Origin of the sequence: Buttiauxella agrestis ATCC 33320 (assembly GCF_000735355.1) — a bacterium.
Classification (GTDB): domain Bacteria; phylum Pseudomonadota; class Gammaproteobacteria; order Enterobacterales; family Enterobacteriaceae; genus Buttiauxella; species Buttiauxella agrestis.
In genome coordinates this window covers 273,317-299,566 of the sequence record NZ_JMPI01000022.1, presented here as the reverse complement: position 1 = coordinate 299,566, position 26,250 = coordinate 273,317, and the positions used below count along the sequence as shown (strand labels likewise).

The following is a 26,250-nucleotide window of genomic DNA, read 5'->3' as shown; positions in this document are numbered from 1 at the left end:
ACTCCGTTGCAAACCTTGTTAAGTCGCTAACAGGTTTACTTATTTGCCTGTTTTAACTTTAGTCCACGCCCGGGTAATTACGCGGTCAACTTTTGGCGATTGCACACTTTGTGTGAACAATTTGGCACGCACATCAGCTGGCGGATAAATACCTGGGTTATCGCGAATTTCTGCGTTCAGCAGCGGCGTCGAGTCTTTGTTCGCGTTCGCGTAATAAACGTGGTTACTGATATTCGCCACGACATCCGGGCGCATCAGGTAATTCAGGAACTGATAGGCTTCGTCTTTGTTTTTCGCATCTGCGGTCATGGCGAACATATCGAAGTACACCATCGCCCCTTCTTTAGGAATGGTATAAGCAATATTCACGCCATTTTTTGCTTCTTTGGCGCGATTCGCTGCCTGGAGAATATCGCCCGACCAACCAATCGCGACGCAAATGTCGCCGTTTGCCAGGTCATTGATGTATTGAGAAGAGTGGAAATAGCGGATAGACGGGCGCAGTTTCAACAGCAGATCGTTCGCCGCCCCGGTGTAATCTTTCGGGTCGGTGCTGTTAGGATCTTTGCCCAGATAGTGCAACACAGAGGCATAGACTTCGCTTGGTGCGTCAAGGAAGGAGACACCGCAGCTTTTCAGCTTCTCGAGGTTTTCGGGTTTCAGGATAAGATCCCAGCTATCCACTGGCGCGTCTTTGCCCAGTGCCGCTTTGACTTTTTCGACGTTGTAACCGATACCGGTTGTGACCATCATGTACGGAATGCCGTATTTATTGTCGTGGTCGTTGTGCGCGACCAGCTTGAGCATTTCCGGATCGAGGTTTTTGTAGTTCGGGAGTTTACTTTTATCCAGCGGCTGGAAAATCCCGGCCTGAGCCTGACGTTCGAGGAATTGCGAAGAAGGCACAACCAGGTCGTAGCCCGTACTGCCCGCCATCAACTTCCCTTCCAACACTTCGTTGGAGTCGAAGACGTCATAAACGACTTTAATACCGGTTTCTTTGGTGAAGTTTGCCAGCGTATCCGGCGCAATATAATCAGACCAGTTATAAACGTGCAGCGTCTTTTGTTCAGCAGCAAATGTGGTGGCAGAAACGGCCATCAGCAAACCCGCCACCATACCCGATAGCAATTTTTTACGTTGGGCGAACATAGTTATCATTCCTTCTGAATAAAGGGTAAATCTCGCTTTCGCGAGCATAATTTACTCAATCAACCTTTCACGCATTTTTTTCTCGCACACAGGCCATGCAAGAATCATGCATCTCTATTCAAACTGCTGTGAAAAAAGACTGACGCCTCCCCAGCAGACATTGCACGCTTTACGCGTCCCGCAAGAATAACTGTAGCCAGACTTAGAGACTATAGCCCAGGCAGAAAAGTGACTTTTATCAATTTTTTAAGCATAAAACATCTATGGTGTGGCGCAAAACGGGCAGGAGTGGCGAGAATAATTCTGGTGGGAGGCTATTAAGGCAGAATAAAAAAACATGGAACGCAGCGGGTATGGCAGCCGCTGCGGTCAGGAAAGAAACGATTAGTGCAGGAAGTGGGTTTGAATAATTGTGCCGTCATCTTGCTCTTCTTCTCCTTCAGAGATAAAGAGCAGCTGGTTGGCACACGCTTCCAGAATCACCATAGAGATTTGCTCTTCACTCTGTTTTACAAAGGCAGCAAACTGCTCACGGGTAATGCCGACTGACGCTTGCAGCGACTGGCAAACCACAAGTTTAGGCAAATTGTCATCCTGGATATCCAGGAACGCTTTCACGGTTAACGAACTGGCGTTGATAGAGGACAAATCAGATGCCAGTGGCAGCAAAGCGGAAGGTTTTACTTCGGCCAGCGCTGAGAACAAGACGATATTATCGACCAGATCGATTTTCGCATCGTAGACACCATCAAAATTCTGCATATGGGGCAGATGGAGCGCCTGGCAAGTGTCGCACTCGAAAATGGTCACGCCGATTTCGTCAAGCCAGCGGCGTAAGATGTCCAGAGTCGGGACAACGAGTGAATCCATAAATGCCGTAGCCTCTTAAATAAGGGTGAGTAAGTCGCGCCATAGCTTACGCAAAAATAACGCCTCATACTAATATTATGCGCCCAATGGCTCATGCGTTCGAATTTAGCCGCCTGTTTTCAGGCAATATCCCGGCTGCGCTTGCTGTTCAATCCATTTAATCATCAGTGTCGCAATATCCACACCGCTTGTTTTTTCAATGCCTTCCAGACCTGGCGACGCGTTGACTTCCATAACCAGTGGGCCGCGTTCGGCGCGCAAAATATCAACGCCCGCCACATCCAACCCGAGCGTTGCAGCCGCATGCAGGGCGATTTCGCGTTCACGTTCGGTGATTTCAACCTGATTTGCCACGCCTCCGCGATGCAGGTTGGAGCGAAAATCACCGGGTTTTGCCTGGCGTTCGATTGCCGCCACCACGTTGTTGCCGACCACAAGACAGCGGATATCCCTGCCCTGCGCTTCTTTTATATATTCCTGCACCAGAATATGAGCGTTAAGACCCCGGAAGGCATCAATCACGCTTTCTGCCGCCTGCCGGGTTTCAGCCAACACGACGCCAATCCCTTGTGTACCTTCCACCAGTTTTACCACCAGCGGAGCACCGCCTACCATGTCGATTAAATCACTGGTGTCATCAGGTGAGTGAGCAAAACCGGTAACGGGCAAATCAATGCCCTGCCTCGCCATCAACTGCAAGGAACGCAGTTTGTCGCGCGCACGGGTAATCGCGACGGATTCATTGAGTGGATAGCTGCCCAGCATTTCAAACTGGCGCAAAACCGCAGTGCCATAAAATGTGATTGCCGAGCCGATACGTGGAATAACTGCATCATAATGCGGAAGCTGGCGGCCTTTATAATGCACAGAGGGTGCTGCCGGATTGATGTTCATATAGCAAGAAAGGGGATCGATAATTTCGACGGCGTGACCCCGGCGCGATGCCGCTTCACGAAGCCGTTTACAAGAATAAAGCGTTCCATCCCGGGACAAAATGGCGATTTTCACCCTGCACCTCAGCGTTTCCAGTCTATGAGACAATCTCAGTAGGCGTGATTGATGCAGTTAGTTTGGACTCGGACTGCGCGGAAAAACCGGAGCGTACACGAAGTACGTGAGGATTTTGAGCACAGCCCAGGGCAAAACTAACAAATAAAATAGCCTAATGGGATAGTCTCTAATAATGACAGCGCGGATATCATAGCACTGCCATGTTGTTTCAACGAACGGGCAATGTATCTGGAGACTGTTTTAACACGTCAATTAAATGGCGTGTTGTGGAGGCCAGATGATGCGGATCGTAGACCACATAGAGATCCGCCGGGATCGCTTTTGTGAGCGGGCGGAAGGTCACGCCCGGCCAGTTCATTTGCGCGTAGCTGTCGGCCATGATGGTTAATCCGATACCGATGCTCACTAATGCCAGCACCGTTTGCGGCTCGACGGCTTCCCTGACTATACGCGGCGTGAACCCCGCCTCCCGACAGACCCCCTGCAAAAAGGTCCAGTCAGAATGCACCGCCGTCATGGTGACAAAAGCCTCGTGACGCAACTGCTCGATATCAATGGCGGTTTGTTTTGTGAGGGGGTGCTTTTCTGGCAAGGCCACTAAAAACGTCGCGTCGTGAAGTTTTTCGCTGCGTAAACCGGGAGGTGGATTGGTTTCCATACGCCAGATCCCGGCGTCGATGTCATGGCGTTCAATTAAAGAAAGCTGGACGCCAGGTGACTTTTCGCGGAATAAAATATCAATCGCGGGATAATCAGCGATAAATTGTTGCAGCCCCAGACGCAACCCGCCCCAGATAGCGGTGCCGACAATGCCCAGGTGAATTCGCCCACCTTCGCCACGACCTATTTGTTCGACTCGGGCCAGGGCAAGGTTTGCGCTGTCGAGCAAACGCCGGGTTTCTTCGAGTAGAATTTCACCCGCATAAGTAAGCGCGACGCTACGTGAATGGCGAATAAACAGAACGGTGCCGAGCTGGGACTCTAATTCTTTAATGTGAAAACTCAGCGGCGGCTGGGACATATTTAAGCGCGCCGCAGCTTTGCCAAAATGCAGCTCTTCTGCCACAGCCTGGAAATAGCGCAATAGTTTTAAATCGGTGCGATAAACTCGCTGTGAAATGCTCATGAGGCTCCCTTTGTTCTGGCAGCCCCATAAACTATCACTCCTGCCGCTCGCTGTAATCCAGCCGACTGTTAATGTGCGACCGGTTCCGAAGCCTTGAGCGAAGGATTGTGTCGATACTGGAAACTGAAGTGGAAAATAACTGCCAGCACTAATGCATATCCGGCAAACACCAACCAAATCGTCGTCCAGTCTTTGACGCCATCAACGCTAAAGTAATCCACCACATAGCCACTGAGAATCGCCCCGAGATAGGCACCAATCCCGTTAACCATCGTCATAAACAGCCCTTGCGCACTGGCCCGGATACGTTTATCAACTTCTTGTTCCACAAACACAGAGCCCGAGATATTAAAGAAGTCGAACGCACAGCCATAAACCACCATCGAAAGTAGCAGTAATACGAAACCAAATGCAGACGGGTCCCCCCAGGCAAACAAGGCGAATCGCAGCACCCAGGCCACCATGCTCATCAACATCACTTGTTTAATCCCAAAGCGACGTAAGAAGAATGGAATGGTGAGGATAAATGCCACTTCAGACATTTGCGAAACTGAAAGCAGAATCGACGGGTACTGAACCACGAAGCTGTTGGCAAATTCAGGGTTACGCGCAAAATCATGCAGGAACGGGTTGCCGAAAGTATTGGTTATCTGCAAAACCGCACCCAACAGCATGGCAAATAAGAAGAAAACAGCCATGCGCGGATTCTTGAATAATACAAACGCATCCAGACCCAGACGACTCACCCACGAGCGCGACACACCGCCTTTCGCCACCGGAATGGTTGGCAGAGTCAGGGAATACAACGCCAGCGCCAGCGAGGCTCCCGCGGCAATATAAAGCTGGAGATTACTCAGCTCAAATCGCATCAGGCTCACCGTCCACATCGCGGCGATAAAACCGATAGTGCCGAAAACGCGGATCGGTGGGAAATGGCTGACGGTATCCAGGCCGGCTTTTTCAAGGCTGGCATACGAGATGGTGTTCGACAGGGCAATGGTTGGCATAAATGCCATCGCGTTACCCAGCATCACCCAAAACATCAGCCCCGGCTGATTAATGCTGGCAGCCCAGGCCAGCATTGCGGCGCACACCAGGTGGCAGAGTGCATAGACACGATTCGCAGGCAGCCATTTGTCGGCAATAATGCCGACGATCCCCGGCATTAATAACGCCGCAAGTCCCTTGGTACTGTAGACCATACCGACATCAGCCCCCCGGAAACCGAGGGTGTTAATCATGTATGAGCCTAGTGTGACCAGCCATGCGCCCCAAATGAAATACTGCAAAAACAACATGATTTTCAAGCGAGGTTTAATCGCCAAAACGTTAATCGCCATGTGTTTTACCCGGTGTGTTGGTAGTGCCTCAGGCGAGTTTGCCCAGGAAACCGCAAATCAGATTAATAAAGTTCTGGCGCGAAAGTGCCGCTGCCGCCAGCGTTTGCGCATGAGAAAGCTGCACGCTTCCCAGGCCTTCAGCAAGATTGGTAATCGCCGAAACCGCCACCACTTTCAGGCCGCAATGGCGAGCGCTGATCACCTCGGGCACAACAGACATACCCACCACATCGCCGCCGATGATTTGCATCATGCGAATCTCAGCTGCGGTTTCAAAGTTGGGGCCAGGATAGGAAACAAACACACCTTCGGTGAGTGGGAAGCCCTGCTCTTTTGCGACTTGCTGTAATACGCCACGGTAATCGGCGTCATAAGCATTTGCCAGAGAGAAGAAACGCTCACCGAAACGGTCATCGTTAGGGCCGATAGTTGGAGTACCCGGCATGGTATTAATATGGTCGTTCAATGCAACCAGGCTGCCAGGCCCCACTTCAGGACGCAATGAACCCGCGGCGTTTGTGGAGAACAGGATTTCACAGCCGAGCAATTTAAACGTGCGAATCGCGTTAGTCATCACTGACATACCGCGCCCTTCGTAGAAGTGACCGCGCCCTTTCATGCAAGCGACAGGAACACCCGCAAGCGTCCCTACCACCAGCTCACCGGCATGGCCGTGTACCGTGCTGACCGGAAAGCCTGGCAGTTCGTCGTAAGGGAAAACAATAGGTTGTTCGATTTTCTCAGCCAGTTCGCCCAGGCCAGACCCCAAAATGAAAGCCACGCGCGGCACCAGGCCATTAATACGGGAACGGATAATATCTGCGGCGTAATACGGAGAGTTATCAAGAGTAGTCATCGGCATCAGGTGCTCCTTGTCATGAGTCGAATAATCAGAATTTGCGTTAACTCTGTTATACCGACTGACAATAGTGCAGAACCAATACCGTTTAGGCGGGTGATTGATAGCGAAAATGTATTGATCAGCGGCGGCGAGCGCCACCGCCAGAGGTTGTTATCGGGTAGCCCAGCCCTGTTTGTGCAAATAATCGAGAATAAATGGACGGTTTTCTTTGATGATTGTGCGACGAATATGATCGCTCCACGTGTCGCGGCGCGTATTGCTGCCACGGGAAAGATAGTATTGCGCCATCTCTTCGTCGTATTGCTCCAGCACGTTTTCATCGACCGGCTGATAGCTATTTTCATGCATGATCATGGCCGCCGGGATGCGCGGTTTAATACCGTGGTCTTCATCGGGCCAACCCAGGCATAAACCAAACAGAGGTAACACGTGTTTTGGGATATTCAGTAATTCCGTCACCGCTTCGATGTTGTTACGCAGCCCGCCGATATAAACGCCGCCCAATCCCAGCGACTCCGCTGCGGTAAACGCGTTTTGCGCCAGAATAGCCGTATCGACCACGCCAAGGAGCAACTGTTCGGCCAGACCTAACTGCGCTTCCGGGCAAATTTGCAAATGACGGTTAAAGTCGGCGCAGAACACCCAAAATTCAGCGGCTTGCGCGACATGTTTCTGCCCGCCGGTGAGCGGAACCAGTTGCTCACGCAGGGATTTGTCCGTGATACGGATAATCGAGGTGCATTGTAAAAAACTGGAACTTGAGGCCGCCTGGGCACTGGCAACAATCGCTGCACGCTGTTCGTCAGTAATTGGCTCGTCGGTGTAGCGACGAACGGAACGGTGTGAACGCAGCAGATCAATGGTCGGCGTCATCGTGTTTATCCTTTGGCTTGTCTGAAAGAGATTTCTTAACGGGCGATTGCCCTTTGGTCAGCAGCGGCGCAACGTTTTGAGCCATCGCCCACACCATGAATGCCGCTGCCGGGATCATGAGTGCAATCCCTAAAAATACCATGATGATGGCCGCCGTCGCATTCCCAAAGGGTGCGGGTAATGCCACATAACCGTTCAGGGAAAGATAAGAAAGCAATAAAAAGGCGATACCGATAACTTCGAGGATTAATACAGGTTTCGGTAAGGCTCCGAGTGAACGCATCCGCTTGTCTCCACAGGCAATTATCACTTGAGTATAACCTGGTTGCGCCTGACTCTTACATTGCAATATAGACGATGAATATCAATGTAAGAGGCAAGACCTTCTTTCCATTCCCCCCGGTTAGCGGCATTATAGTTGCCATTCGCCGGCTCGTTCGGCCACAAAAAATAAAGGAGATTCTATGTTTGCAGTAATCTTTGGTCGCCCAGGCTGCCCATATTGTGTTCGTGCTAAAGAGTTGGCTGAGAAATTGACCGCTGAGCGTGATGACTTCAACTTCCGTTACGTTGATATTCACGCAGAAGGCATCAGCAAAGCCGATCTGGAAAAAACCGTAGGTAAACCTGTTGAAACTGTACCGCAGATTTTCCTCGACCAGAAACACATCGGTGGTTGCACTGATTTTGAAGCTTACGCTAAAGAACACCTGAGCTTGTTCCAGAACGCGGAATAAATACTCAAACTAAAAAAACCGGCTCCGTTGTATAACTGAGCCGGTTTTTTTTATCGCCGCTGACGGCGGAGCAATGTACGAACAAATAAGTAGCTCAATGCTCCAAGAGCACACCAAAACACAGCACTAAACATCCAGGCCATTTCCTGCCAGAACGTTCGCGTTGGCGAAAGCCAAAAGTGAATGATTAACAGACAAAGCGGTGAAGCCAGTACTGCGCCCATCAGCGGTTTGATCACTCGGCCATGGCGTGAAAACACGCTAGCAATAACACCCGGAAGGATAAAAAACAGCAATCCCCACTCTGAATGTCTATCACCCGGGTAGCTATTGGCGGCACTCAACTTCTGAGACAAAAACACGCCAACAAACAACACGAAGCAACAAATGACTCCAAACCAACGTTGTCCACGCATGAACACACATCCTCCTGACGATCGCTTGTATCGAACTTAAAATTACAGTTCTGCACGCAGAACAGCCCGGGTCAGATAAGTTTCAGCAATCCCTGCTAAAAAATAAGTCGCGCAATTCGCACAATATTCTTACTAGCCGTAAAACTACATAAAGATTAAACTAGCGGCTATTATCAGGTCTGTGCACTGGATATTTTAATGCAATAAAAATACATTAAATTGCGTTGTAATTAGTAGAAACCCTAACCCAAAAAACCATTTCTTTCAACAGCTTACTAGTAAACAAGAAGTTATCCTTCGTGAATATAAACGTCGCAGATTTGTTAAGCGGGAATTACATCCTGTTATTATTTGTTGTTCTGACCTTAGGCTTATGTCTGGGTAAATTACGCCTCGGTTCTGTCCAACTGGGTAATTCCATTGGTGTTTTAGTGGTCTCTTTATTACTCGGACAACAACATTTTTCCATTAACACAGACGCCCTAAATCTGGGTTTCATGCTGTTCATTTTTTGTGTTGGCGTGGAAGCTGGGCCAAACTTTTTTTCAATTTTCTTCCGCGACGGCAAAAATTATTTAATGCTGGCACTGGTGATGGTCGGCAGCGCCATGCTTCTTGCACTCGGATTGGGGAAACTCTTTGGCTGGGATATTGGCCTCACCGCCGGTATGCTCGCCGGTTCGATGACCTCTACCCCCGTGTTGGTCGGTGCAGGTGATACCTTGCGCCATTCCGGCATAGCGGGAACCGAACTTGCCGCCTCTCTTGATAATCTGAGCCTCGGCTACGCGCTGACTTATCTTATCGGCCTGGTGAGTTTAATTGTTGGTGCGCGTTATCTGCCAAAACTTCAGCACCAGGATTTGCAAACCAGTGCTCAACAAATCGCTCGTGAACGCGGTCTGGATACCGATGCCGCACGCAAAGTTTACCTGCCCGTTATCCGCGCCTACCGCGTCGGTTCTGAACTTGTTGCCTGGGCGGATGGCAAAAATCTGCGCGAACTGGGTATTTATCGCCAGACCGGTTGCTATATCGAACGTATTCGCCGTAACGGTATTCTGGCAAACCCGGACGGTGACGCTGTGCTGCAAAAAGGGGATGAAATCGCGCTGGTCGGTTACCCGGACGCACACTCTCGTCTCGACCCAAGCTTCCGTAATGGTAAAGAAGTTTTTGACCGTGACCTGCTGGACATGCGCATCGTCACCGAAGAAATTGTGGTGAAAAACCACAATGCCGTAGGTCGCCGCCTGGGGCAATTAAAGCTGACCGATCACGGTTGCTTCCTGAACCGCGTTATCCGCAGCCAGATTGAAATGCCTATCGACGACAATATCGTGCTGAACAAAGGCGACGTTTTACAGGTTAGCGGTGACGCTCGACGCGTGAAAACCGTGGCAGAGCGCATCGGTTTTATCTCGATTCATAGCCAGATTACCGACCTGCTCGCTTTTTGCGCCTTCTTCATTATCGGCCTGATGATCGGCATGATCACCTTCCAGTTCAGCTCGTTTAGTTTCGGTGTCGGTAACGCCGCAGGCTTGCTGTTTGCCGGAATCATGTTGGGCTTCTTGCGCGCCAACCACCCAACGTTCGGCTACATCCCGCAAGGGGCGTTGAACATGGTGAAAGAATTCGGCCTGATGGTGTTTATGGCGGGCGTCGGGTTAAGTGCCGGTAGCGGCATTGGCAATGGTTTAGGTGCAGTCGGCGGGCAAATGTTGATTGCAGGCCTTATCGTTAGCCTGGTACCCGTAGTGATCTGCTTCCTGTTCGGTGCATATGTTTTACGTATGAACCGCGCATTGCTATTCGGGGCGATGATGGGCGCACGAACTTGTGCACCGGCGATGGAAATTATCAGCGACACCGCGCGCAGTAATATTCCAGCCCTTGGCTACGCCGGAACTTACGCTATCGCTAACGTGTTGTTAACGTTGGCGGGGACGCTTATCGTAATCATATGGCCTGGTTTGTGATCCGTGCCGCAGACAAAGAAAAAAGATTTTTTTATGACAGTGCGAACTTTTTACCCAAGACAAAGTCTTAATTAGTGCCACTGCTTTTCTTTGATGTCCCCAATTTGTGGAGCCCATCAACCCCGCCTCTTTGGTTCAAGGTTGATGGGTTTTTTATTGCCTGAAATTCGTGTTCCCTTTCAAATCAAACTCTTGCCCATCTCTGCTCCAGTCACGCCTTAATCACCACCAAATCTAAACCCATCCTTCATAATTTGAATACTGAGAGCTAGTGAGCGAGGATTCGTGATGTTACTTAAAGATAAAATCGTGGTGATCTTCGGGGGCAGCGGAGCTATCGGTAGCACGCTGGTACAGAAGCCTTTATTAAAACACTAGCCAGCGAACTTGCTCCGAAGAATATTCGCGTCGTCTGCGTCCGATCACATGCTATTTCTGATGCCGTTCAGGCTGGTTCCTATACCAGAGAAGTTTTCGAGCCAAAGGCACAAGCGATGGGTTTGAGCGTGGAACAGTGGGTAGGAGGGGCGGCACAAAGTACGATGTTAAAACGTCTGCCCACGCTTTCGCAGATTGCAGAGTTAATGACATTTCTGGCGTCAGAAAACGCAGGGGCGATGACGGCAACTGTGGTCAATATGAGTGCGGGTACGACGATTGACTGATAAGAATACCCTGTCCAATCTAACCGGCAATTTTTGCCAGCATCCTGCTCAAGTCCTCACGACTCAACGGATGCCTGTCCGTCACATAATGCAGTGTCATACCTTCGATAAAAGCATCCAGCATGCGAGCGGTTATCGGGTCAAAAAACGCCTCGAGCGCTTGCTGGCTGCGACACATCCAATCCTGCATGATGATTTTTAGTTCAGGATTGCGATTAGCGTAAGCATAGAGTTGATACATCACTTGCAGGTTGTATGACGTGGCGATTTTCTCACCGCAAATCATGTCGACTATCGCTTCGCAGGCTTCATCGCGATTACGGGCCTGCTCAATGCGACAACGATAATCGTCTGACATTTGATGCGCAAACTGTGTAAAGGCTTCGCTCAAAAGCGATTCGATGCCGTCGAAATAGTAGGTCATCGATCCCAGCGAGACACCTGCCGCTTCGGCAATTTTGCGGTGCGTGATATGGCTAATACCGTGTTCCACCAGCATATCCAACGTGGCGTGCAATATACGTGAACGGCGGTCGGGGTCGTTGCGTCGCGGAGCTTTCGTCATCATTTTCGCTCGGTAAAAACAGGCTCAAAAGAGTTTACCAGGCAATGTGTACAAATGTACACAAACTTGCTAGTGTAATTTCCATTCGCCGCCAACCGGTACTTCCATGTCTGCCGCCATTAGTCATCGCAAAGCGACTCAACGTCGCACCTGGGCGCTGTTCGCCTTTTTCTTCCTGCCCGGCCTTGTCATGGCCTCCTGGGCCACCCGTACTCCAGCCATTCGTGACACACTCAGCGTTTCAACTGCCGGTATGGGTATCGTGCTATTTGGCCTGTCGATTGGTTCGATGAGCGGCATTTTATGTTCCGGCTGGCTGGTTAAACGTTTTGGTACGCGCAATATTATTCGCAGCGGCATGACGCTGATGGTCACTGGCATGCTGGTGATGGGCGCCGCGCTGTTCCTGGCGTCTCCTGTTCTGTTCGCAACTGGCCTGGCAATCCTCGGGGCTGGACTGGGTTCGGCTGAAGTGGCAATGAACGTCGAAGGCGCAATTGTTGAAGGGCTGCTAAAAAAGACCGTATTACCCATGATGCACGGCTTTTATAGCCTCGGCACATTAGCAGGCGCGGGAATTGGCATGAGTCTGACCGCCCTTAACGTCACCGCGTATGGGCATCTTTTAGTGATTGGCCTGGTGGTTATCACGCCGATTATTATTGCCATTACTGCAATCCCACACGGTGTCGGGAAAAATAATGCCGATGCTAATAAAGATAATGAGCACAAACCTCATCCGCCCTTTTATAAAGATTTACAGCTGATTTTAATTGGCACGATTGTACTGGCAATGGCGTTTGCTGAAGGTTCTGCCAACGACTGGCTGCCACTACTGATGGTCGATGGCCATGGTTTTAGCCCAACCTCAGGTTCAATGATTTATGTCGGTTTCACGCTGGGCATGACCGTAGGGCGTTTTACCGGCGGCTGGTTTATCGATCGCTACAGCCGTGTAGCCGTGGTTCGCGCCTGCGCAATGATGGGGATCTTAGGCATCGGCTTAATCATCTTTGTGGATAACACCTTTGTGGCGGGTATTTCCGTTATTTTATGGGGACTGGGAACCTCTCTCGGTTTCCCATTAACGATTTCCGCAGCGGGCGATACCGGCCCGGATCCGGCAACTCGCGTCAGTGTGGTGGCGGCTTCCGGCTATATCGCGTTTTTAGTTGGCCCGCCGTTGTTGGGCTTCTTAGGCGAACATTACGGCCTGCGCCTGGCTATGTTAGTGGTACTGAGTTTAATGGTGGTCGCCGCACTGGTTGCGAAAGCCGTCGCTAAACCAACCGATCTTGTGACCAACTCGCTTGAAGGGAGAGTTCGATGAGTGTGAAATTAATTGCCGTCGACATGGATGGTACGTTCCTGGACGATAACAAAGAGTACAACCGTGCGCGTTTTGCGGAGCTTTACGCGCAGATGAAAGAACAAGGCATTCGATTTGTGGTCGCCAGCGGCAACCAATATTACCAACTCATTTCATTCTTCCCGGAGATCGCCCACGAGATTTCTTTCGTTGCCGATAATGGCGGTTGGGTAGTCAGCGAAGGCAAAGATACCTTTAACGGTGAGCTGACAAAGCAGGAATTCAACACCGTCATCGATCATCTTTTGACGTTGCCGCATGTGGATATCATCGCTTGTGGCAAACGCAACGGCTACACCCTGAAAAGCTATGACGACGCGTTTATCAAAATGGCGCGCAGTTATTATCACCGCCTGGAAGTGGTCGAAAACTTCTCAAATCTGGATGACGTGTTCTTTAAATTCGCCCTGAATCTGCCAGATAATTTATTAGACGACACCATGGATGTTCTGGCTGCGCAATTCGACGGAATTATGGTGCCAGTCACCAGCGGTCATGGCTCGATTGACCTGATTATTCCCGGTGTTCACAAAGCGAATGGCTTGCGAATATTGCAGGAAAAATGGGGCATTGATGACAGCGAAGTGGTGACGTTTGGCGATGGTGGGAACGATATCGAAATGCTACGCCAGGCAAAATATGGTTTCGCGATGGCGAATGCGCCGGAAAAAATTAAGCAAATCGCCGCTTATCAGACCGGGCACTGCAATGAGCAAGGTGTGTTGAATGTGATTGAGCGAGCGCTGAAAAAAGAAGCGCCGTTTAACGCGTAATCTTGAATAAGGGGCTGAAAAGCCCCTTCTTTTATAATTGCTTAAGCAACAGCAAAATACCGTAGCCCAGCAGGGCCGACCATAACAGCATTGGCAGTGAATAATAGTGAAAGCGAATCCAGATGCGGCGGTCATTTGCCATGCGTAATGCAATTAAATTCGCCAGCGATCCCGGCAATAACCCAAAACCACCGATGTTGACTGCAAAGGCGAGTAACAGGGAAGCAGGAACGTAATTCAGTAATAAAATGGTCGATGGAACATTACTGATAAACTGTGAGAGACCTATTCCTAACGCAAACAATCCACCGGCCGGGAGTTGATTTATTCCTGACAAAGCCTGTTGTAATACCGGAAGCTGCGTAATCAGGTAGACGTCGATAAACATCACCATAAATACCAGCAATAGACTCCAGTCGATACTCAGCAATACGCGCCTTGCCAGCAGTAAAAAACCCACAGCCACCACGGCCAGTCCCCATATTTCCTGCTTTAATTCCAGCGCGACGATAAAGATGATGTAGAACGCGACGCAACTCATCACCAGACGCGGCTGCCAGTCATGAAGTTTATCGTGAGCGTGATACGTGAGCTTTTTATGCGGAAAACAGAACCAGCACAGCACCAACAAGCTGAACATTATCGCCAGCGCCAGCGGCACCATTTGCCAGGTAAATTCACCGAACGATAAGCCCGAGCGTCCCCACAGCAAAATATTCTGCGGGTTGCCAATGGGCGTGAGCATCGAGCCTGCGTTGACCGCTAATGCCTCAAATATGATGAGACGATTAATCGGTATCGCACACAATTTTTTCAGCGTGATAGTCAGCGGCACTATAATAAACAGCGCGACGTCGTTAGTCAGAAACGTTGAAAGTAATGCCGCTGCGCTGACGAGGAATATCGCCAGCGTTCGTTCATTATCAAACCGCTTCACCATGCGGCGGCCCAGCACATCGAAATAACCGCTCAGTTCCACGCCTTTGGTCAACATCATTAAGCCCGCAAGCGTAATGATAGTGTGCCAGTCAATGGCATGAACCCAATGCTGCGGCTGAAAAGGCGCGGCAAAACTCAGAATAACGCCCACGATAAGCAATAGATGAAGAAAGCGATCGCGAGCAAACGGGCGCACCAGGTTCAGTAACATTGCTACTTAAATCCCCGCTGCTCGCTAAACAAGCGAAAGGCTTCCAGCGTTTCTTCACTCACGTGGTGCTCAACACCTTCGGCGTCAATTCTGGCCGTTTCCGGGCTGATGCCCAGCGCGAGAAAAAAGTTTTCAACGATTTGATGACGCTCACGGCTCATTTGCGCCAACTTCTCACCTTCTGCCGTCAGAAATACGCCGCGCCATGGAATTTGTTCAATAAGCCCCACCGAGGCGAGTCTTTTTAACATTTTAGCAACAGTTGGCTGAGAGACGCCAAGCCTTGCCGCCATATCAACCTGGCGCACTTCCCCCACTTCACGAATCAAATCAGAAATCAGCTCAACGTAGTCATCAATCAATTCACGGCGATGCGCTTCACGCACCTGCCGAAAGCCTTCGACATGCTCTTCAACGTTTACCAACTGCGTCATTTTTGGTTTATTTTTTTGGCCTGGCGTACGGCTCATGATGCTTCCTCATGCAGGGGTGCGGCATCGTCCGATGACGAGCTTTGGCCCCATTGTAAACCAGCATCACCCAAGCACAAAAATTTAACGAATTAGCAATAGCTATACAATATAGCCTGTGCTATATCTGTATGTAATGCAGTCAGCCTTAAAAGGAATTGAAGGCAGCAGATGTTATTAGGAGGACAAGATGAATGAATTTAAGAGGTGCATGAGCGTGTTTACACATTCCCCGTTTCAAGTGCGGCTGATGCTGCTCAATATGTTATGTGATTGGGTTTCCGGCAAACCACAGCAGGGCGAAAAACCGAAGTCATAGGCAGCCGCCCTGCCTTCTTCACCAGTAGTCTGACTCACGTCGGCTATCCCAGCTGTTAGTTTTTCCTTTCATTAGATTCCCTGAAATTACCGTTTAGTCGCACTTTAACCCTACCATTTGTCGGTTTTGTTACCTGCTTCGCAAAACACATTTCTCTTATCAGTTGATCTTCTTATCGTACCGCTCTATCTTCTTGCAGCCCTGCACATGAAGCGGCTCGCAGATGCGGTCCAGTTCCCCCTTCTTTTCCGTCTGTCAGGCAGGTTCTTACCCTCGTCGCCAGGGTTTTCGCATGGCGTTTAGTAGATCTCGGTAAACATGAATTTAACGGTTAAAGAAACCCTGACGACCCGCGCAATTGCGCTCAATCCGTGGACTGGCTTTTATTTCCTTCAGTCTTTGCTGATTAACTTCGCTCTCGGTTATGAATTTAGCATTCTGTATGCGGTGGCTTTTAGCTGCGTATTGCTGCTGCTTTGGCGCAGCGCGCCTAAATTCCAGAAAGGTTTGCTGGCAATTTGCAGTTTGATAGCCGCGATGTATTTCCCGTTTGGTCAGGCCTACGGTTCGCCCAACTTTAATACCTTGCTGGCCCTGCATTCGACCAACTTCGAAGAATCCACGGAATTGATGACTATCTTCCCGTGGTACAGCTATTTGGTGTCGGTATTTATTCTGGCGCTTGGCATTATTGCCGTGCGTCGTAAAGTCGCGCCGAAGAAAAGAAACTGGTGTCATTTCGACAGTTTATGTCTGGTTGTCAGCGTGGTTTGTTTCTTTGTGGCTCCGGTGCAAAATCTGGCTTACGGTGGCGTATTTAAATTCAAAGATTCCGGTTATCCGGTGTTCCGGTTCGTCAAAGATGTGGTAGTCAATAACCAGGAAGTGATCGACGAACAGACGCGGATGCAGGCCTTCGCTCAGATGAAGGACACCTGGAATGTGCTGGCGGTTAAACCGAAGTATCACACTTATGTGGTGGTGATTGGTGAGAGCGCACGGCGTGATGCGCTGGGGGCTTTCGGTGGTCACTGGGATAACACGCCTTTCGCCAGCCAGGTCAATGGCAACTTGTTTATGGATTATGTTGCCGCCAGTGGTTCAACGCAGAAATCATTGGGGATGACGCTCAACCGGGTTATTGATGGCAAACCGCAATATCAGGACAGCATTATCACCCTCGCCAACCGTGCTGGTTTCCAGACATGGTGGTTCTCAAACCAGGGGCAAATCGGTGAATACGATACCGCCATTGCCAGCATCGCCAAGCGTGCGGATGAAGTGCATTTTTTGAAAAATGGTGATTTTGAAGCGGATAAAAATACCCGTGACGAAGCATTATTAAAGATGACGGCGCAGGTGTTTGCCACCCAGCACACTACCCCGCAATTAATTGTGCTGCACTTGATGGGTTCACATCCCCAGGCCTGCGACCGGACTCAGGGCAAATACAAAGATTTTGTGCAGTCGAAAGAGACATCTTGTTATCTGTATACCATGACGCAGACCGACGACTTGCTCAAACAGCTCTATCAGCAACTGAAAAATACCGGTGACAGTTTCTCGATGGTTTACTTTTCAGACCACGGACTGGCGTTCAAAGAACGTGGCACCGATGTGCAATATCTGGCACATGATGACGAGTTCCAGCAAAACTTCCAGGTGCCGTTTATGGTGCTTTCAAGCGATGATACCGCGCATCGTCAGATTAAAGCGCGCCGTTCAGCCAATGATTTCCTGAACTTCTTCTCAGCGTGGACCGGGATTAAAACCAAAGAGTTAACGCCGAAATACAAGTTCATCTCTGAGCAAAAAGCGGGGCCAATCTATATCACCAACTTTAAGCTCAAGAAGGTGGACTATACTCATTTGCAGACGGATGTGTTTGAAACGCAAACGCGTTAACTCAAATTCAGCGCATAAAAAATCCGCCCCGAGAGGCGGATTTTTTTTCACTCGATTAAAGAGTGAAATTAGAAGCGGTAACCCACGCCTGCGATCCAGGTGCCAACATCAACGTTACGGATGCGGCTCTGCTCGTAGGAAACGTCAAGAGCAACGTTTTCGATTGGGTTGAACTGCAGACCAGCGCCGTAAGAGAAACCGTAGTCGCTAGTTGAATCGTGATCTGGGTATGCGGTTGCTAATGCTTTACCGTAACCAACACCGACTACACCGTAGATGCTTGCCCAGTCGTTGATGCGGAAAGCTGGACCAGCAGTGATGCCGTAGTATTGACCTTTGTTGTAAACGCCATCTTCGGTACGGCTTTTCTCAGTGTGAGTGAAAGAAGCGATGTAACCCAGCTGAGTGTCGTTTTCGTAACGGTATTTCAAGTTGAAACCGCCAGCTTTGTTAGCAACGCCCTGCATATCGCTTTGTGCGTAGCCACCGGTTACGGTGCTAGTTGCAGATGCGGTACCAACGGAAACGGCCAGAACACAAGCTAATGCTGAAAGACATGCAATTTTTTTCATAAACCACCTCAAATGTGCTTCAAGTAACTTCTAAGTTTTTAATATATCAAAATTGTGTAAGAAACTCTTCGACATTTACGTTGTCTAAAGAATCCTTTCATGTAACAGAACATTTCCATTACATCATAATCCCTTCAATTCATGGACTTCTTGCCATAAACCGCAGCAATTATTGTCATGAAACGCAACATCGTCATCCAGATAATTCTTAAACAGATTCGAACAAATCTTATGCAATCACGCAGTTATGTTACTGCATCAGACTATTATTTTTTTCAATGAATTCTCAACCAGCCATAAGTTAATCATTTACACTGGGGTTACTTTTAATTTCTTGACCAAACCAGACTCTGACTGACAGGACGCAGGATGCCGTTATCCCCCCGTAAAACCCCAGTATGGTTGCCCATTGTTGTTCTTTTGATTGCCATGACTTCCATTCAGAGTGGCGCATCACTTGCAAAATCACTCTTCCCGCTCGTCGGCGCACCCGGTGTGACGGCACTACGTCTGACTCTGGGTACGTTGATTCTGGTGGTAATTTTTAAACCCTGGCGATTACGCTTTAAAGCCGAACAACGCTTCCCATTGTTAATGTATGGACTGGCGCTCGGTGGGATGAACTACCTCTTCTATTTGTCTATTCAGACGGTGCCGTTGGGCATTGCCGTTGCCCTGGAATTCACAGGCCCGCTTGCCGTCGCGTTATTCTCTTCCCGACGGGCGGTGGATTTTGTCTGGGTGATTCTGGCCGTGCTGGGACTGTGGTTCTTGCTGCCTCTGGGGCAATCTATTTCGAGCGTCGATTTAACCGGTGCCGCTTTTGCACTGGGCGCCGGGGCTTGCTGGGCGATTTATATTCTGTTTGGCCAAAAGGCAGGTGCTGACCATGGCCCAGCAACGGTTGCCTTCGGTTCACTGATTGCTGCCGTTATTTTTGTACCGATTGGAGCATGGCAAGCTGGTGAAGCGCTCTGGCATTGGTCGCTTTTACCGCTCGGCCTGGGTGTAGCGATTTTGTCTACAGCACTTCCCTACTCGCTTGAAATGATTGCATTGACCCGCTTACCAACACGCACATTTGGCACATTAATGAGCATGGAGCCGGGGCTTGCAGCGTTGTCTGGCATGTTGTTCCTCGGTGAGCATCTGACCCTGGTGCAATGGCTGGCGCTGCTCTCCATCATCGCGGCTTCCATCGGCTCAACCCTGACGATTAAGCGCGAACCGCAGATTACCAGCGTTGACGTAAATTAATTCTCTTCATTATTTACCGTGGTTATTGCGATCACGGTAAATATTCATCACCGATCAAGACTTTATATTCAGGATTACTCTTAGATTAAAATAAAAATAATTCCCATTCACAGTTCATCTTTTGTCTATTATCGTTACACCTCGTCATAAATAATATAAAGTAATTTACTAACAATGAGTTACTAAAATCCATCCGGACTCTGCTATTAATCTGATAGGTATTATCTGCTCCAACAAGAATTAAAACCGGTGCTATACTTATTTCCGGTAATTCATTGGACATAACATCAAGAGGACGAAAGATTATGACTACCGCTAAACTGGTAAAAACCAAATCTACTACCTTACTGCATACCCGTAATGATGTTGCAGACAGCGAAAAGAAAGCCACCGTTGAGCTGCTTAATCGCCAGGTTATTCAGTTCATTGATTTGTCGTTGATTACCAAGCAAGCGCACTGGAACATGCGTGGTGCAAACTTTATTGCCATTCATGAAATGCTGGACGGGTTCCGCACAGCTCTTACCGACCATCTTGACACCATGGCAGAACGCGCCGTTCAACTCGGAGGCGTGGCTCTCGGTACCACCCAAGTCATTAACAGCAAAACACCATTAAAAAGCTATCCGCTGGACATCCACAGCGTTCAGGATCACCTGAAAGAGTTGGCCGATCGTTACGCGATTGTGGCAAACGACGTGCGTAAAGCTATCAGCGAAGCTAAAGATGAAGATACCGCAGACATCCTGACAGCCGCTTCACGCGATCTGGATAAATTCCTGTGGTTTATCGAATCAAATATCGATTAATGGCCATTTAAATCCCTGTCTGGGGATTAAATTGTTATCTCATCCTCCCGTTTTCGGGAGGATGCCTGCACCATTTTAGCGCACGTAATTGTTTATCCTTGCCGCATAAGTTACTCATTTGTAATAATCACTTCACACAATCGTTAACGGATGATTGTTTTACCACCTTAAACTGCGGTAAAACTAAACATCGGTCTTGCTCACGCAATCTCGCACCAAAACTGGGCACCACAACAGTGCGCCGCAGCTGGCTTGCAACCATTTTTGTGCAATGTTACAAATTCACATCCTTGCAAAACAGTATGTTGTAGATCTGGCACGATTCTTCCATGCTGCGGCTTACTGATGCAGGGGATTGCCCCATGGATAAACAAGGAAATGCTATGAAGTCGATTTTGAAAGTTTCACTGGCTGCACTCACTCTGGCTTTTGCGGTTTCTTCCCACGCCGCTGATAAGAAACTGGTCGTTGCGACCGATACCGCATTTGTTCCTTTCGAGTTTAAACAAGGCGATAAGTACGTCGGCTTTGATATCGATTTGTGGGATGCCGTAGCAAAAGAATTAAAACTGGAATATACCCTTAAGCCTATGGATTTCAGCGGCATCATTCCTGCGCTGCAAACCAAAAACATTGACCTCGCGCTGGCGGGTATCACCATCACCGAAGAACGTAAAAAAGCGATCGAATTCTCTGATGGCTACTACAAAAGCGGCCTGTTGGTGATGGTTAAAGCCGACAACGACAGCGTAAAAAGCGTGAAAGACCTTGATGGTAAAGTTGTTGCAGTTAAGGGCGGCACCGGTTCTGTTGATTACGCGAAAGCGAATATCAAAACTAAAGACCTGCGTCAGTTCCCGAACATCGACAACGCCTACATGGAACTGGGCACTAACCGTGCTGACGCTGTTCTGCACGACACACCAAACATCCTGTACTTCATCAAGACTGCGGGCCAGGGCAAATTCAAAGCCGTGGGCGATTCTCTTGAAGCACAGCAGTATGGTATCGCCTTCCCTAAAGGCAGCGACGACCTACGCACTAAAGTTAACGGCGCGCTGAAAACCCTGAAAGAGAACGGCAAATACAACGAAATCTACAAAAAATGGTTCGGCACTGAGCCAAAATAATAACTCTAAAATGATTTAAGTAAGACCTCAGGGGCGACTTTCGCCCCTGCTATTTTTGAACCACGGTAACATATAGGAATTAATCATGGAGTTCGACTGGAGTGCCATTTGGCCTGCAATCCCGCTTTTAATTGAAGGCGCCAAAATGACCTTGTGGATTTCGGTCCTCGGGCTTTGCGGCGGTCTGATAATTGGTCTGGTCGCAGGCTTCGCCCGTACTTACGGCGGCTGGATTGCCAACCACATCGCATTAGTATTCATTGAAGTGATTCGCGGCACGCCAATTGTGGTGCAGGTCATGTTTATTTACTTTGCCCTGCCAATGGCCTTTAACGACCTGCGCATTGACCCGTTCAGCGCCGCCGTCGTAACGATTATGATCAACTCCGGCGCGTACATTGCGGAAATTACCCGTGGTGCGGTGCTGTCAATTCATAAAGGTTTTCAGGAAGCAGGCCTGGCATTGGGCTTGTCTAAGCGTGAAACTATTCGCCACGTGATTATGCCGCTGGCGCTGCGTCGTATGCTGCCGCCATTGGGTAACCAGTGGATTATCAGTATCAAAGATACGTCGCTGTTCATCGTTATCGGTGTGGCTGAATTGACCCGTCAGGGGCAAGAAATTATTGCCGGAAACTTCCGTGCGCTGGAGATCTGGAGCGCCGTTGCGGTCTTCTATCTGATTATTACTTTGGTGCTGAGCTTCGTGCTGCGTCGCCTTGAAAGAAGGATGAAAATCCTGTGATTGAATTTAAAAATGTTTCTAAGCACTTTGGCAAAACCCAGGTGCTGCACAATATCGATCTCGATATTAAACAAGGTGAAGTCGTCGTTATTATCGGGCCGTCTGGTTCGGGTAAATCCACGCTGCTGCGCTGCATTAACAAACTTGAAGATATCACCAGCGGCGACCTGTTCGTTGATGGTCTGAAAGTAAACGATCCGAAAGTTGATGAGCGCCTGATTCGTCAGGAAGCAGGCATGGTGTTCCAGCAGTTTTATCTGTTCCCACACCTGACTGCGCTGGAAAACGTCGCCTTTGGCCCGATTCGTGTCCGTGGTTTGAAAAAAGACGCGGCCGATAAACTGGCTAAAGAACTGCTGGCAAAAGTGGGCCTCGCCGAGCGTGCGCATCACTATCCTTCAGAGCTTTCCGGCGGTCAGCAACAGCGTGTGGCCATTGCCCGTGCGCTGGCGGTTAAGCCGAAAATGATGCTGTTCGATGAGCCAACGTCTGCACTTGACCCGGAACTGCGCCATGAAGTTCTGAAGGTTATGCAGGATCTGGCCGAAGAAGGCATGACGATGGTTATCGTGACTCACGAAGTTGGTTTTGCTGCCAAAGTCGCATCGCGCCTGATCTTTATTGATAAGGGCCGCATTGCTGAAGATGGCAACCCGCTAGAGTTGATTGAGAACCCGCCAAGCCAGCGTTTACAGGAATTCTTGCAGCACGTTTCTTAAAATAACGTCCAGGGCGGGTAAGCGAATGCGACCCCGCCGCTTTAAAGTTGGTGGATGACGCCTACGGCTTATCCCCCCTACAAAACCAATCCCGGCGTAGGTCGGATAAGCGCAGCGTCATCCGACATCAGTCCAACGTTCACACCAGATAATTCCCGTTTTCTCGCCGCCTTCTCCCTCCCCTCTATAATTATTCCTTTGTCTGACTTTCAGTCCGGAGGAACGCCGTGCCGCTACTCTTGCTCCTGCTGTGCATGTTTAGCTTTCAAACTCAGGCTGTCAGCCTCCCCGCTGCGGCTGCGGCTTCCTCTCAACAGAACACTACCGCCCCACCCGCCGAACCTAATCTTGAAGAAAAAAAGAAAGCCTATTCCGCGCTGGCCGATGTGCTGGATAACTCGCAATCGCGCAATGAGTTAATTGAACAACTACGCAAAGTGGCTGCCACGCCACCGCCAGAGCCGGTTCCCGCCATTGTGCCGCCTGAGCAACTGAGCGAGGACAAAACGGTGCTCGAAAATGTCACCGATGTCAGTCGCCATTACGGCGGTGAATTAGCCCAGCGTTTTGCTCAACTGCACCGCAATATTACCGGTGCTCCGCATAAGTCGTTTAATCCACAGACTTTCTATAACGCACTCACGCATTTTGCGATGCTCGCCGTCAGCGTTTTCGCTTTCTATTTGTTGATTCGAACCTGTATGACGCCGGTCTGGACGCGCATGGGTAAATGGGGGCGCAAAAAGAACCGCGACCGCTCGAGCTGGTTCCATCTGCCGCTGATGATCATTGGCGCATTTATCATCGACTTGCTGCTCCTGGCATTAACGATTTTCGTCGGGCAAATATTTAGCGACATGATGAACGCAGGCAGTCGCACCATCGCCCGCCAGCAGGGGCTGTTCCTGAATGCCTTTGCGTTAATAGAATTCTTCAAAGCGATATTGCGATTAATATTCTGCCCGCGTTTCCCCGATTTACGTCCCTTCCCGGTCAGTGACCAGAACGCGCGATACTGGAACATTCGTCTCGCCGGTTTAAGCAGCCTGATTGGCTACGGTATTCTGGTCGCGGTGCCGATTATCTCCAACCAGGTCAACGTACAAGTCGGCGCGATAACCAATGTTTTGATAATGCTGTGCATTATGCTTTGGGCGCTGTATCTGATATTCACCAATAAACGCCATATCCAACAAAGCCTGATTCAACTGGCTGACCGCTCGATGGCGTTTTTCAGCCTGTTTATTCGCGCCTTCGCGCTGGTCTGGCACTGGCTGGCGAGCGCTTACTTTGTGGTGTTGTTCTTCTTCTCGCTATTCGATCCTGGTAACAGCCTCAAATGGATGATGGCGGCTTCTCTGCATAGCCTGGCGATTATCAGTATTGCGGCGTTTATCTCAGGGATGCTGTCACGCTGGCTGGCGAAAACCATCTCGCTTTCACCCCAGGTTCAGCGCAATTACCCGGAACTGCAAAAACGGCTGAATGGCTGGATTTCAGCGCTATTGAAACTGGCGCGTATTCTGACGGTTTGCGTTGCCGTGATGATGCTGCTCAATGCCTGGGGACTGTTTGATATGTGGGCATGGCTCACTAACGGCGCCGGTGAGAAGACTATCGACATTATCATCCGCATTGTGCTGATTTTGCTGTTCTCAGCCGTTGGTTGGACGTTGCTGGCAAGCCTGATTGAAAACCGCCTGGCATCTGATATTCATGGTCGCCCGATGCCTAGCGCACGTACCCGCACGCTGCTCACCTTGTTCCGTAACGCGCTGGCGGTCGTTATCAGCACCATAACCATTATGATTTTACTGTCAGAAATTGGGGTGAATATCGCACCGTTACTCGCCGGGGCTGGCGCTCTGGGGTTAGCCATCAGTTTCGGGGCGCAAACGCTGGTCAAAGACATTATTACCGGGGTGTTTATTCAGTTTGAAAATGGGATGAACACTGGAGATTTAGTCACTATCGGGCCGATTACCGGCAGCGTTGAGCGCATGTCGATTCGTTCGGTTGGTGTGCGCCAGGATACCGGGGCGTATCACATCATTCCATGGTCATCGATAACCACGTTCGCCAACTTTGTGCGCGGCATTGGTTCGTTTGTCGCCAACTATGACGTAGACCGGCAGGAGGATGTCGACAAAGCTAACCGTATTCTGAAAGAGGCGGTGCATGAATTGATGGAGCAGGAAGATATTCGCAAACTGGTGATTGGCGAACCGTCATTTGCCGGGATTGTCGGGCTGACTAATCAGGCATTTACGGTGCGCGTATCGTTTACAACCCAGCCGCTGAAGCAGTGGTCGGTGCGATTTGCATTAGATGGGATGGTGAAAAAGCACTTTGATGCGGCAGGCATTCGCCCGCCAGTACAAACGGTGCAAGTGATGCAACCGGGTGCCGATGGCGTTCAAGCGCTACAGGATGCGCAGGCAGCAGCGGGAACGCTGCCACCCGCAAATCCTACGGTGTGACTATTTATAACGCGTAGCGGCCCAACGAGCGCGCTGTGCGTCGTTCATAAAGGTCCAGGCAATGAAACGACTCTGTTTCTGCCCCTGGGCCATCTCTTTCTTCACCACTTTTTCCACGCCCGCTTCCTGCAATGCGCGATAAATCAGCGGCAGGTTTTCGCCACGTGATACGAGTGAAGTGAACCACTGCACCTGACGGCCAAATTCTTTACTCTCTTTCGCCATCTGGCTGACGAATGCGACTTCGCCACCTTCACACCACAGCTCTTGTTCACGTCCACCAAAATTCAGTGCGCCGTCTTTAGCCTGGCCGAGGTTAACGCGTTTACGCTCGCTGCCGCTGCGTGCCGCCTGCGCTGAATCATGGAACGGCGGGTTGCACAGCGTAGCATCAAACATTTCATTCTTATGAATCACGCCTGGCAGAATCGCGGTCGGGGTTTTCTGGCGGCGCACACGAATCAGGCGCGAAAGCCCCGGATTGGCGTCAATAATAGCGGTCGCACTGCGCATCGCTTCCGGGTCAACATCCGTCCCGGTAAAACGCCAGCCGTATTCATGCTGCCCGATAAGCGGATAAATACAGTTCGCGCCCACGCCCACATCCAACACAGAAGCCTGAGAAGGCACCACGCCGCCATTCCCTTCTGCCAGCAAATCGGCTAGATGGTGAATATAGTCAGCGCGACCTGGCACTGGCGGGCAGAGAAAACCTTCTGGAATATCCCAATGTTTCACACCGTAGAAATGGGCCAGCAGCGCCTGGTTCAATGCTTTCACCGCCAGCGGATCGGCAAAATCAACCGTCGTATCGCCGTGTGGGCCAGGGCGTAAAAACGCGCTCAGCGCCGGGCTACTTTGCGTCAGCGCCGGGAAATCATAACGGTTACGATGACGGTTGCGAGGGTGCAGACCCGGTTTGGTGGTGTCAGAGGTTTTCATTGCGGCTTCTC

Annotated in this window: 26 protein-coding genes and 1 pseudogene; 13 read left to right on the top strand and 14 right to left on the bottom strand. The window is 50.0% G+C overall.

Annotated features, from left to right (window positions below; translation table 11 throughout):
* Positions 1-39 precede the first annotated feature (39 nt).
* The 8 genes from potF to GBAG_RS06105 all read right to left on the bottom strand — a co-directional run bounded on the left by potF (position 40) and on the right by GBAG_RS06105 (position 7,517).
* On the bottom strand, positions 40-1,152 hold the full coding sequence (gene potF / locus GBAG_RS06140; protein WP_034494259.1) for a spermidine/putrescine ABC transporter substrate-binding protein PotF: 1,113 nt from the start codon (positions 1,150-1,152) through the stop codon (positions 40-42).
* 384 nt (positions 1,153-1,536) lie between these two features.
* Complete coding sequence (locus GBAG_RS06135; protein WP_034494256.1) at positions 1,537-2,022, bottom strand: YbjN domain-containing protein; 486 nt, start codon at positions 2,020-2,022, stop codon at positions 1,537-1,539.
* A 105-nt stretch (positions 2,023-2,127) separates the two neighbouring features.
* On the bottom strand, positions 2,128-3,030 hold the full coding sequence (gene rimK / locus GBAG_RS06130; protein WP_034494254.1) for a 30S ribosomal protein S6--L-glutamate ligase: 903 nt from the start codon (positions 3,028-3,030) through the stop codon (positions 2,128-2,130).
* Between the two features lie 211 nt (positions 3,031-3,241).
* Positions 3,242-4,159 carry a LysR family transcriptional regulator gene (locus tag GBAG_RS06125; RefSeq protein WP_034494253.1) on the bottom strand — a complete coding sequence of 306 codons (918 nt, stop codon included), beginning with the start codon at positions 4,157-4,159 and terminating at the stop codon, positions 3,242-3,244.
* Positions 4,160-4,227: 68 nt separating this feature from the next.
* Positions 4,228-5,484, bottom strand: coding sequence for a nucleoside permease (locus tag GBAG_RS06120; protein ID WP_034494590.1), 1,257 nt, complete (start codon positions 5,482-5,484; stop codon positions 4,228-4,230).
* A gap of 43 nt (positions 5,485-5,527) precedes the next feature.
* A complete protein-coding gene (gene xapA, locus GBAG_RS06115; protein WP_034494251.1) occupies positions 5,528-6,361 on the bottom strand; it encodes a xanthosine phosphorylase in 834 nt (277 codons plus the stop codon).
* A gap of 150 nt (positions 6,362-6,511) precedes the next feature.
* Positions 6,512-7,234, bottom strand: a complete 723-nt coding sequence (nfsA, locus tag GBAG_RS06110; RefSeq protein ID WP_034494249.1) for an oxygen-insensitive NADPH nitroreductase — start codon at positions 7,232-7,234, stop codon at positions 6,512-6,514.
* Positions 7,218-7,517 (bottom strand): YbjC family protein, encoded by a 300-nt coding sequence (locus GBAG_RS06105; protein ID WP_034494248.1) that lies wholly within the window; start codon positions 7,515-7,517, stop codon positions 7,218-7,220. The genes nfsA and GBAG_RS06105 overlap by 17 nt, the downstream gene beginning before the upstream one ends.
* A 181-nt stretch (positions 7,518-7,698) precedes the next feature.
* Between GBAG_RS06105 and GBAG_RS06100 the strand changes: the two genes are divergently transcribed.
* A complete protein-coding gene (locus GBAG_RS06100; RefSeq protein ID WP_034456459.1) occupies positions 7,699-7,971 on the top strand; it encodes a GrxA family glutaredoxin in 273 nt (90 codons plus the stop codon).
* 50 nt (positions 7,972-8,021) lie between these two features.
* Here GBAG_RS06100 and GBAG_RS06095 read toward each other — a convergent pair whose 3' ends face one another.
* Entirely contained in the window at positions 8,022-8,387 is a 366-nt protein-coding gene (locus tag GBAG_RS06095) for an inner membrane protein YbjM (RefSeq protein ID WP_034494246.1), read from the bottom strand.
* A 299-nt stretch (positions 8,388-8,686) separates the two neighbouring features.
* Here GBAG_RS06095 and GBAG_RS06090 point away from each other — a divergent pair, with 299 nt between their 5' ends.
* Positions 8,687-10,369: an aspartate:alanine antiporter gene (locus tag GBAG_RS06090; protein WP_034494245.1), complete on the top strand. Its 1,683-nt coding sequence runs from the start codon at positions 8,687-8,689 to the stop codon at positions 10,367-10,369.
* Between the two features lie 347 nt (positions 10,370-10,716).
* A pseudogene (locus tag GBAG_RS06085) lies at positions 10,717-11,034 on the top strand (SDR family oxidoreductase); the annotation flags it as partial.
* A 19-nt stretch (positions 11,035-11,053) separates the two neighbouring features.
* Here GBAG_RS06085 and GBAG_RS06080 read toward each other — a convergent pair.
* Positions 11,054-11,599: a TetR/AcrR family transcriptional regulator gene (locus GBAG_RS06080; RefSeq protein ID WP_034494587.1), complete on the bottom strand. Its 546-nt coding sequence runs from the start codon at positions 11,597-11,599 to the stop codon at positions 11,054-11,056.
* 106 nt (positions 11,600-11,705) lie between these two features.
* Here GBAG_RS06080 and GBAG_RS06075 point away from each other — a divergent pair, with 106 nt between their 5' ends.
* Together GBAG_RS06075 and GBAG_RS06070 are read left to right on the top strand one after the other, a co-directional pair.
* The gene (locus tag GBAG_RS06075; protein ID WP_034494244.1) at positions 11,706-12,929 is read left to right on the top strand and encodes an MFS transporter; all 1,224 of its coding nucleotides are present in this window, start codon (positions 11,706-11,708) and stop codon (positions 12,927-12,929) included.
* Entirely contained in the window at positions 12,926-13,741 is an 816-nt protein-coding gene (locus GBAG_RS06070; protein ID WP_034494243.1) for a Cof-type HAD-IIB family hydrolase, read from the top strand. The genes GBAG_RS06075 and GBAG_RS06070 overlap by 4 nt, the downstream gene beginning before the upstream one ends.
* 31 nt (positions 13,742-13,772) lie before the next feature.
* Here the strand turns inward: GBAG_RS06070 and GBAG_RS06065 are convergent, their stop codons facing one another.
* Positions 13,773-14,891 (bottom strand): SLC13 family permease, encoded by a 1,119-nt coding sequence (locus GBAG_RS06065; protein ID WP_034494242.1) that lies wholly within the window; start codon positions 14,889-14,891, stop codon positions 13,773-13,775.
* Between the two features lie 2 nt (positions 14,892-14,893).
* Positions 14,894-15,361, bottom strand: coding sequence for a manganese-binding transcriptional regulator MntR (gene mntR, locus GBAG_RS06060; protein WP_034494239.1), 468 nt, complete (start codon positions 15,359-15,361; stop codon positions 14,894-14,896).
* Positions 15,362-15,551: 190 nt separating this feature from the next.
* On the opposite strand from mntR, the gene mntS reads away from it, so the two are divergent.
* Together mntS and GBAG_RS06055 are read left to right on the top strand one after the other, a co-directional pair.
* Positions 15,552-15,680: a manganase accumulation protein MntS gene (gene mntS / locus GBAG_RS22010; protein ID WP_034456469.1), complete on the top strand. Its 129-nt coding sequence runs from the start codon at positions 15,552-15,554 to the stop codon at positions 15,678-15,680.
* A 318-nt stretch (positions 15,681-15,998) separates the two neighbouring features.
* Complete coding sequence (locus tag GBAG_RS06055; protein WP_034494238.1) at positions 15,999-17,585, top strand: phosphoethanolamine transferase; 1,587 nt, start codon at positions 15,999-16,001, stop codon at positions 17,583-17,585.
* A gap of 68 nt (positions 17,586-17,653) precedes the next feature.
* On the opposite strand, the gene ompX is transcribed toward GBAG_RS06055, so the two are convergent.
* Positions 17,654-18,157 (bottom strand): outer membrane protein OmpX, encoded by a 504-nt coding sequence (ompX, locus tag GBAG_RS06050; protein ID WP_034494237.1) that lies wholly within the window; start codon positions 18,155-18,157, stop codon positions 17,654-17,656.
* A gap of 369 nt (positions 18,158-18,526) precedes the next feature.
* Here ompX and rhtA point away from each other — a divergent pair, with 369 nt between their 5' ends.
* From rhtA to ybiO, 6 genes are all read left to right on the top strand, one after another.
* On the top strand, positions 18,527-19,414 hold the full coding sequence (gene rhtA, locus GBAG_RS06045) for a threonine/homoserine exporter RhtA (protein WP_034494235.1): 888 nt from the start codon (positions 18,527-18,529) through the stop codon (positions 19,412-19,414).
* 305 nt (positions 19,415-19,719) lie between these two features.
* Positions 19,720-20,223, top strand: coding sequence for a DNA starvation/stationary phase protection protein Dps (gene dps / locus GBAG_RS06040; protein WP_034494233.1), 504 nt, complete (start codon positions 19,720-19,722; stop codon positions 20,221-20,223).
* A 383-nt stretch (positions 20,224-20,606) separates the two neighbouring features.
* Complete coding sequence (glnH, locus tag GBAG_RS06035; RefSeq protein ID WP_034494585.1) at positions 20,607-21,353, top strand: glutamine ABC transporter substrate-binding protein GlnH; 747 nt, start codon at positions 20,607-20,609, stop codon at positions 21,351-21,353.
* 85 nt (positions 21,354-21,438) lie between these two features.
* Positions 21,439-22,098, top strand: a complete 660-nt coding sequence (gene glnP, locus GBAG_RS06030; RefSeq protein ID WP_034494231.1) for a glutamine ABC transporter permease GlnP — start codon at positions 21,439-21,441, stop codon at positions 22,096-22,098.
* A complete protein-coding gene (glnQ, locus tag GBAG_RS06025) occupies positions 22,095-22,817 on the top strand; it encodes a glutamine ABC transporter ATP-binding protein GlnQ (RefSeq protein ID WP_034494230.1) in 723 nt (240 codons plus the stop codon). Before glnP ends, glnQ begins: the two co-directional genes overlap by 4 nt.
* A 227-nt stretch (positions 22,818-23,044) precedes the next feature.
* Positions 23,045-25,297 carry a mechanosensitive channel protein gene (gene ybiO, locus GBAG_RS06020; protein ID WP_072011147.1) on the top strand — a complete coding sequence of 751 codons (2,253 nt, stop codon included), beginning with the start codon at positions 23,045-23,047 and terminating at the stop codon, positions 25,295-25,297.
* On the opposite strand, the gene rlmF is transcribed toward ybiO, so the two are convergent.
* Positions 25,298-26,239 (bottom strand): 23S rRNA (adenine(1618)-N(6))-methyltransferase RlmF, encoded by a 942-nt coding sequence (rlmF, locus tag GBAG_RS06015; protein ID WP_034494225.1) that lies wholly within the window; start codon positions 26,237-26,239, stop codon positions 25,298-25,300.
* Positions 26,240-26,250 lie beyond the last annotated feature (11 nt).

Coding starts and splice junctions, on each gene's coding strand:
- potF (WP_034494259.1), bottom strand. CDS start 1,152: ATGTTCGCCCAACGTAAAAAATTGCTATCGGGTATGGTGGCGGGTTTG.
- GBAG_RS06135 (WP_034494256.1), bottom strand. CDS start 2,022: ATGGATTCACTCGTTGTCCCGACTCTGGACATCTTACGCCGCTGGCTT.
- GBAG_RS06125 (WP_034494253.1), bottom strand. CDS start 4,159: ATGAGCATTTCACAGCGAGTTTATCGCACCGATTTAAAACTATTGCGC.
- xapA (WP_034494251.1), bottom strand. CDS start 6,361: ATGCCGATGACTACTCTTGATAACTCTCCGTATTACGCCGCAGATATT.
- nfsA (WP_034494249.1), bottom strand. CDS start 7,234: ATGACGCCGACCATTGATCTGCTGCGTTCACACCGTTCCGTTCGTCGC.
- GBAG_RS06105 (WP_034494248.1), bottom strand. CDS start 7,517: ATGCGTTCACTCGGAGCCTTACCGAAACCTGTATTAATCCTCGAAGTT.
- GBAG_RS06100 (WP_034456459.1), top strand. CDS start 7,699: ATGTTTGCAGTAATCTTTGGTCGCCCAGGCTGCCCATATTGTGTTCGT.
- GBAG_RS06095 (WP_034494246.1), bottom strand. CDS start 8,387: ATGCGTGGACAACGTTGGTTTGGAGTCATTTGTTGCTTCGTGTTGTTT.
- GBAG_RS06080 (WP_034494587.1), bottom strand. CDS start 11,599: ATGACGAAAGCTCCGCGACGCAACGACCCCGACCGCCGTTCACGTATA.
- GBAG_RS06075 (WP_034494244.1), top strand. CDS start 11,706: ATGTCTGCCGCCATTAGTCATCGCAAAGCGACTCAACGTCGCACCTGG.
- GBAG_RS06070 (WP_034494243.1), top strand. CDS start 12,926: ATGAGTGTGAAATTAATTGCCGTCGACATGGATGGTACGTTCCTGGAC.
- GBAG_RS06065 (WP_034494242.1), bottom strand. CDS start 14,891: ATGTTACTGAACCTGGTGCGCCCGTTTGCTCGCGATCGCTTTCTTCAT.
- mntR (WP_034494239.1), bottom strand. CDS start 15,361: ATGAGCCGTACGCCAGGCCAAAAAAATAAACCAAAAATGACGCAGTTG.
- mntS (WP_034456469.1), top strand. CDS start 15,552: ATGAATGAATTTAAGAGGTGCATGAGCGTGTTTACACATTCCCCGTTT.
- GBAG_RS06055 (WP_034494238.1), top strand. CDS start 15,999: ATGAATTTAACGGTTAAAGAAACCCTGACGACCCGCGCAATTGCGCTC.
- ompX (WP_034494237.1), bottom strand. CDS start 18,157: ATGAAAAAAATTGCATGTCTTTCAGCATTAGCTTGTGTTCTGGCCGTT.
- rhtA (WP_034494235.1), top strand. CDS start 18,527: ATGCCGTTATCCCCCCGTAAAACCCCAGTATGGTTGCCCATTGTTGTT.
- dps (WP_034494233.1), top strand. CDS start 19,720: ATGACTACCGCTAAACTGGTAAAAACCAAATCTACTACCTTACTGCAT.
- glnH (WP_034494585.1), top strand. CDS start 20,607: ATGAAGTCGATTTTGAAAGTTTCACTGGCTGCACTCACTCTGGCTTTT.
- glnP (WP_034494231.1), top strand. CDS start 21,439: ATGGAGTTCGACTGGAGTGCCATTTGGCCTGCAATCCCGCTTTTAATT.
- rlmF (WP_034494225.1), bottom strand. CDS start 26,239: ATGAAAACCTCTGACACCACCAAACCGGGTCTGCACCCTCGCAACCGT.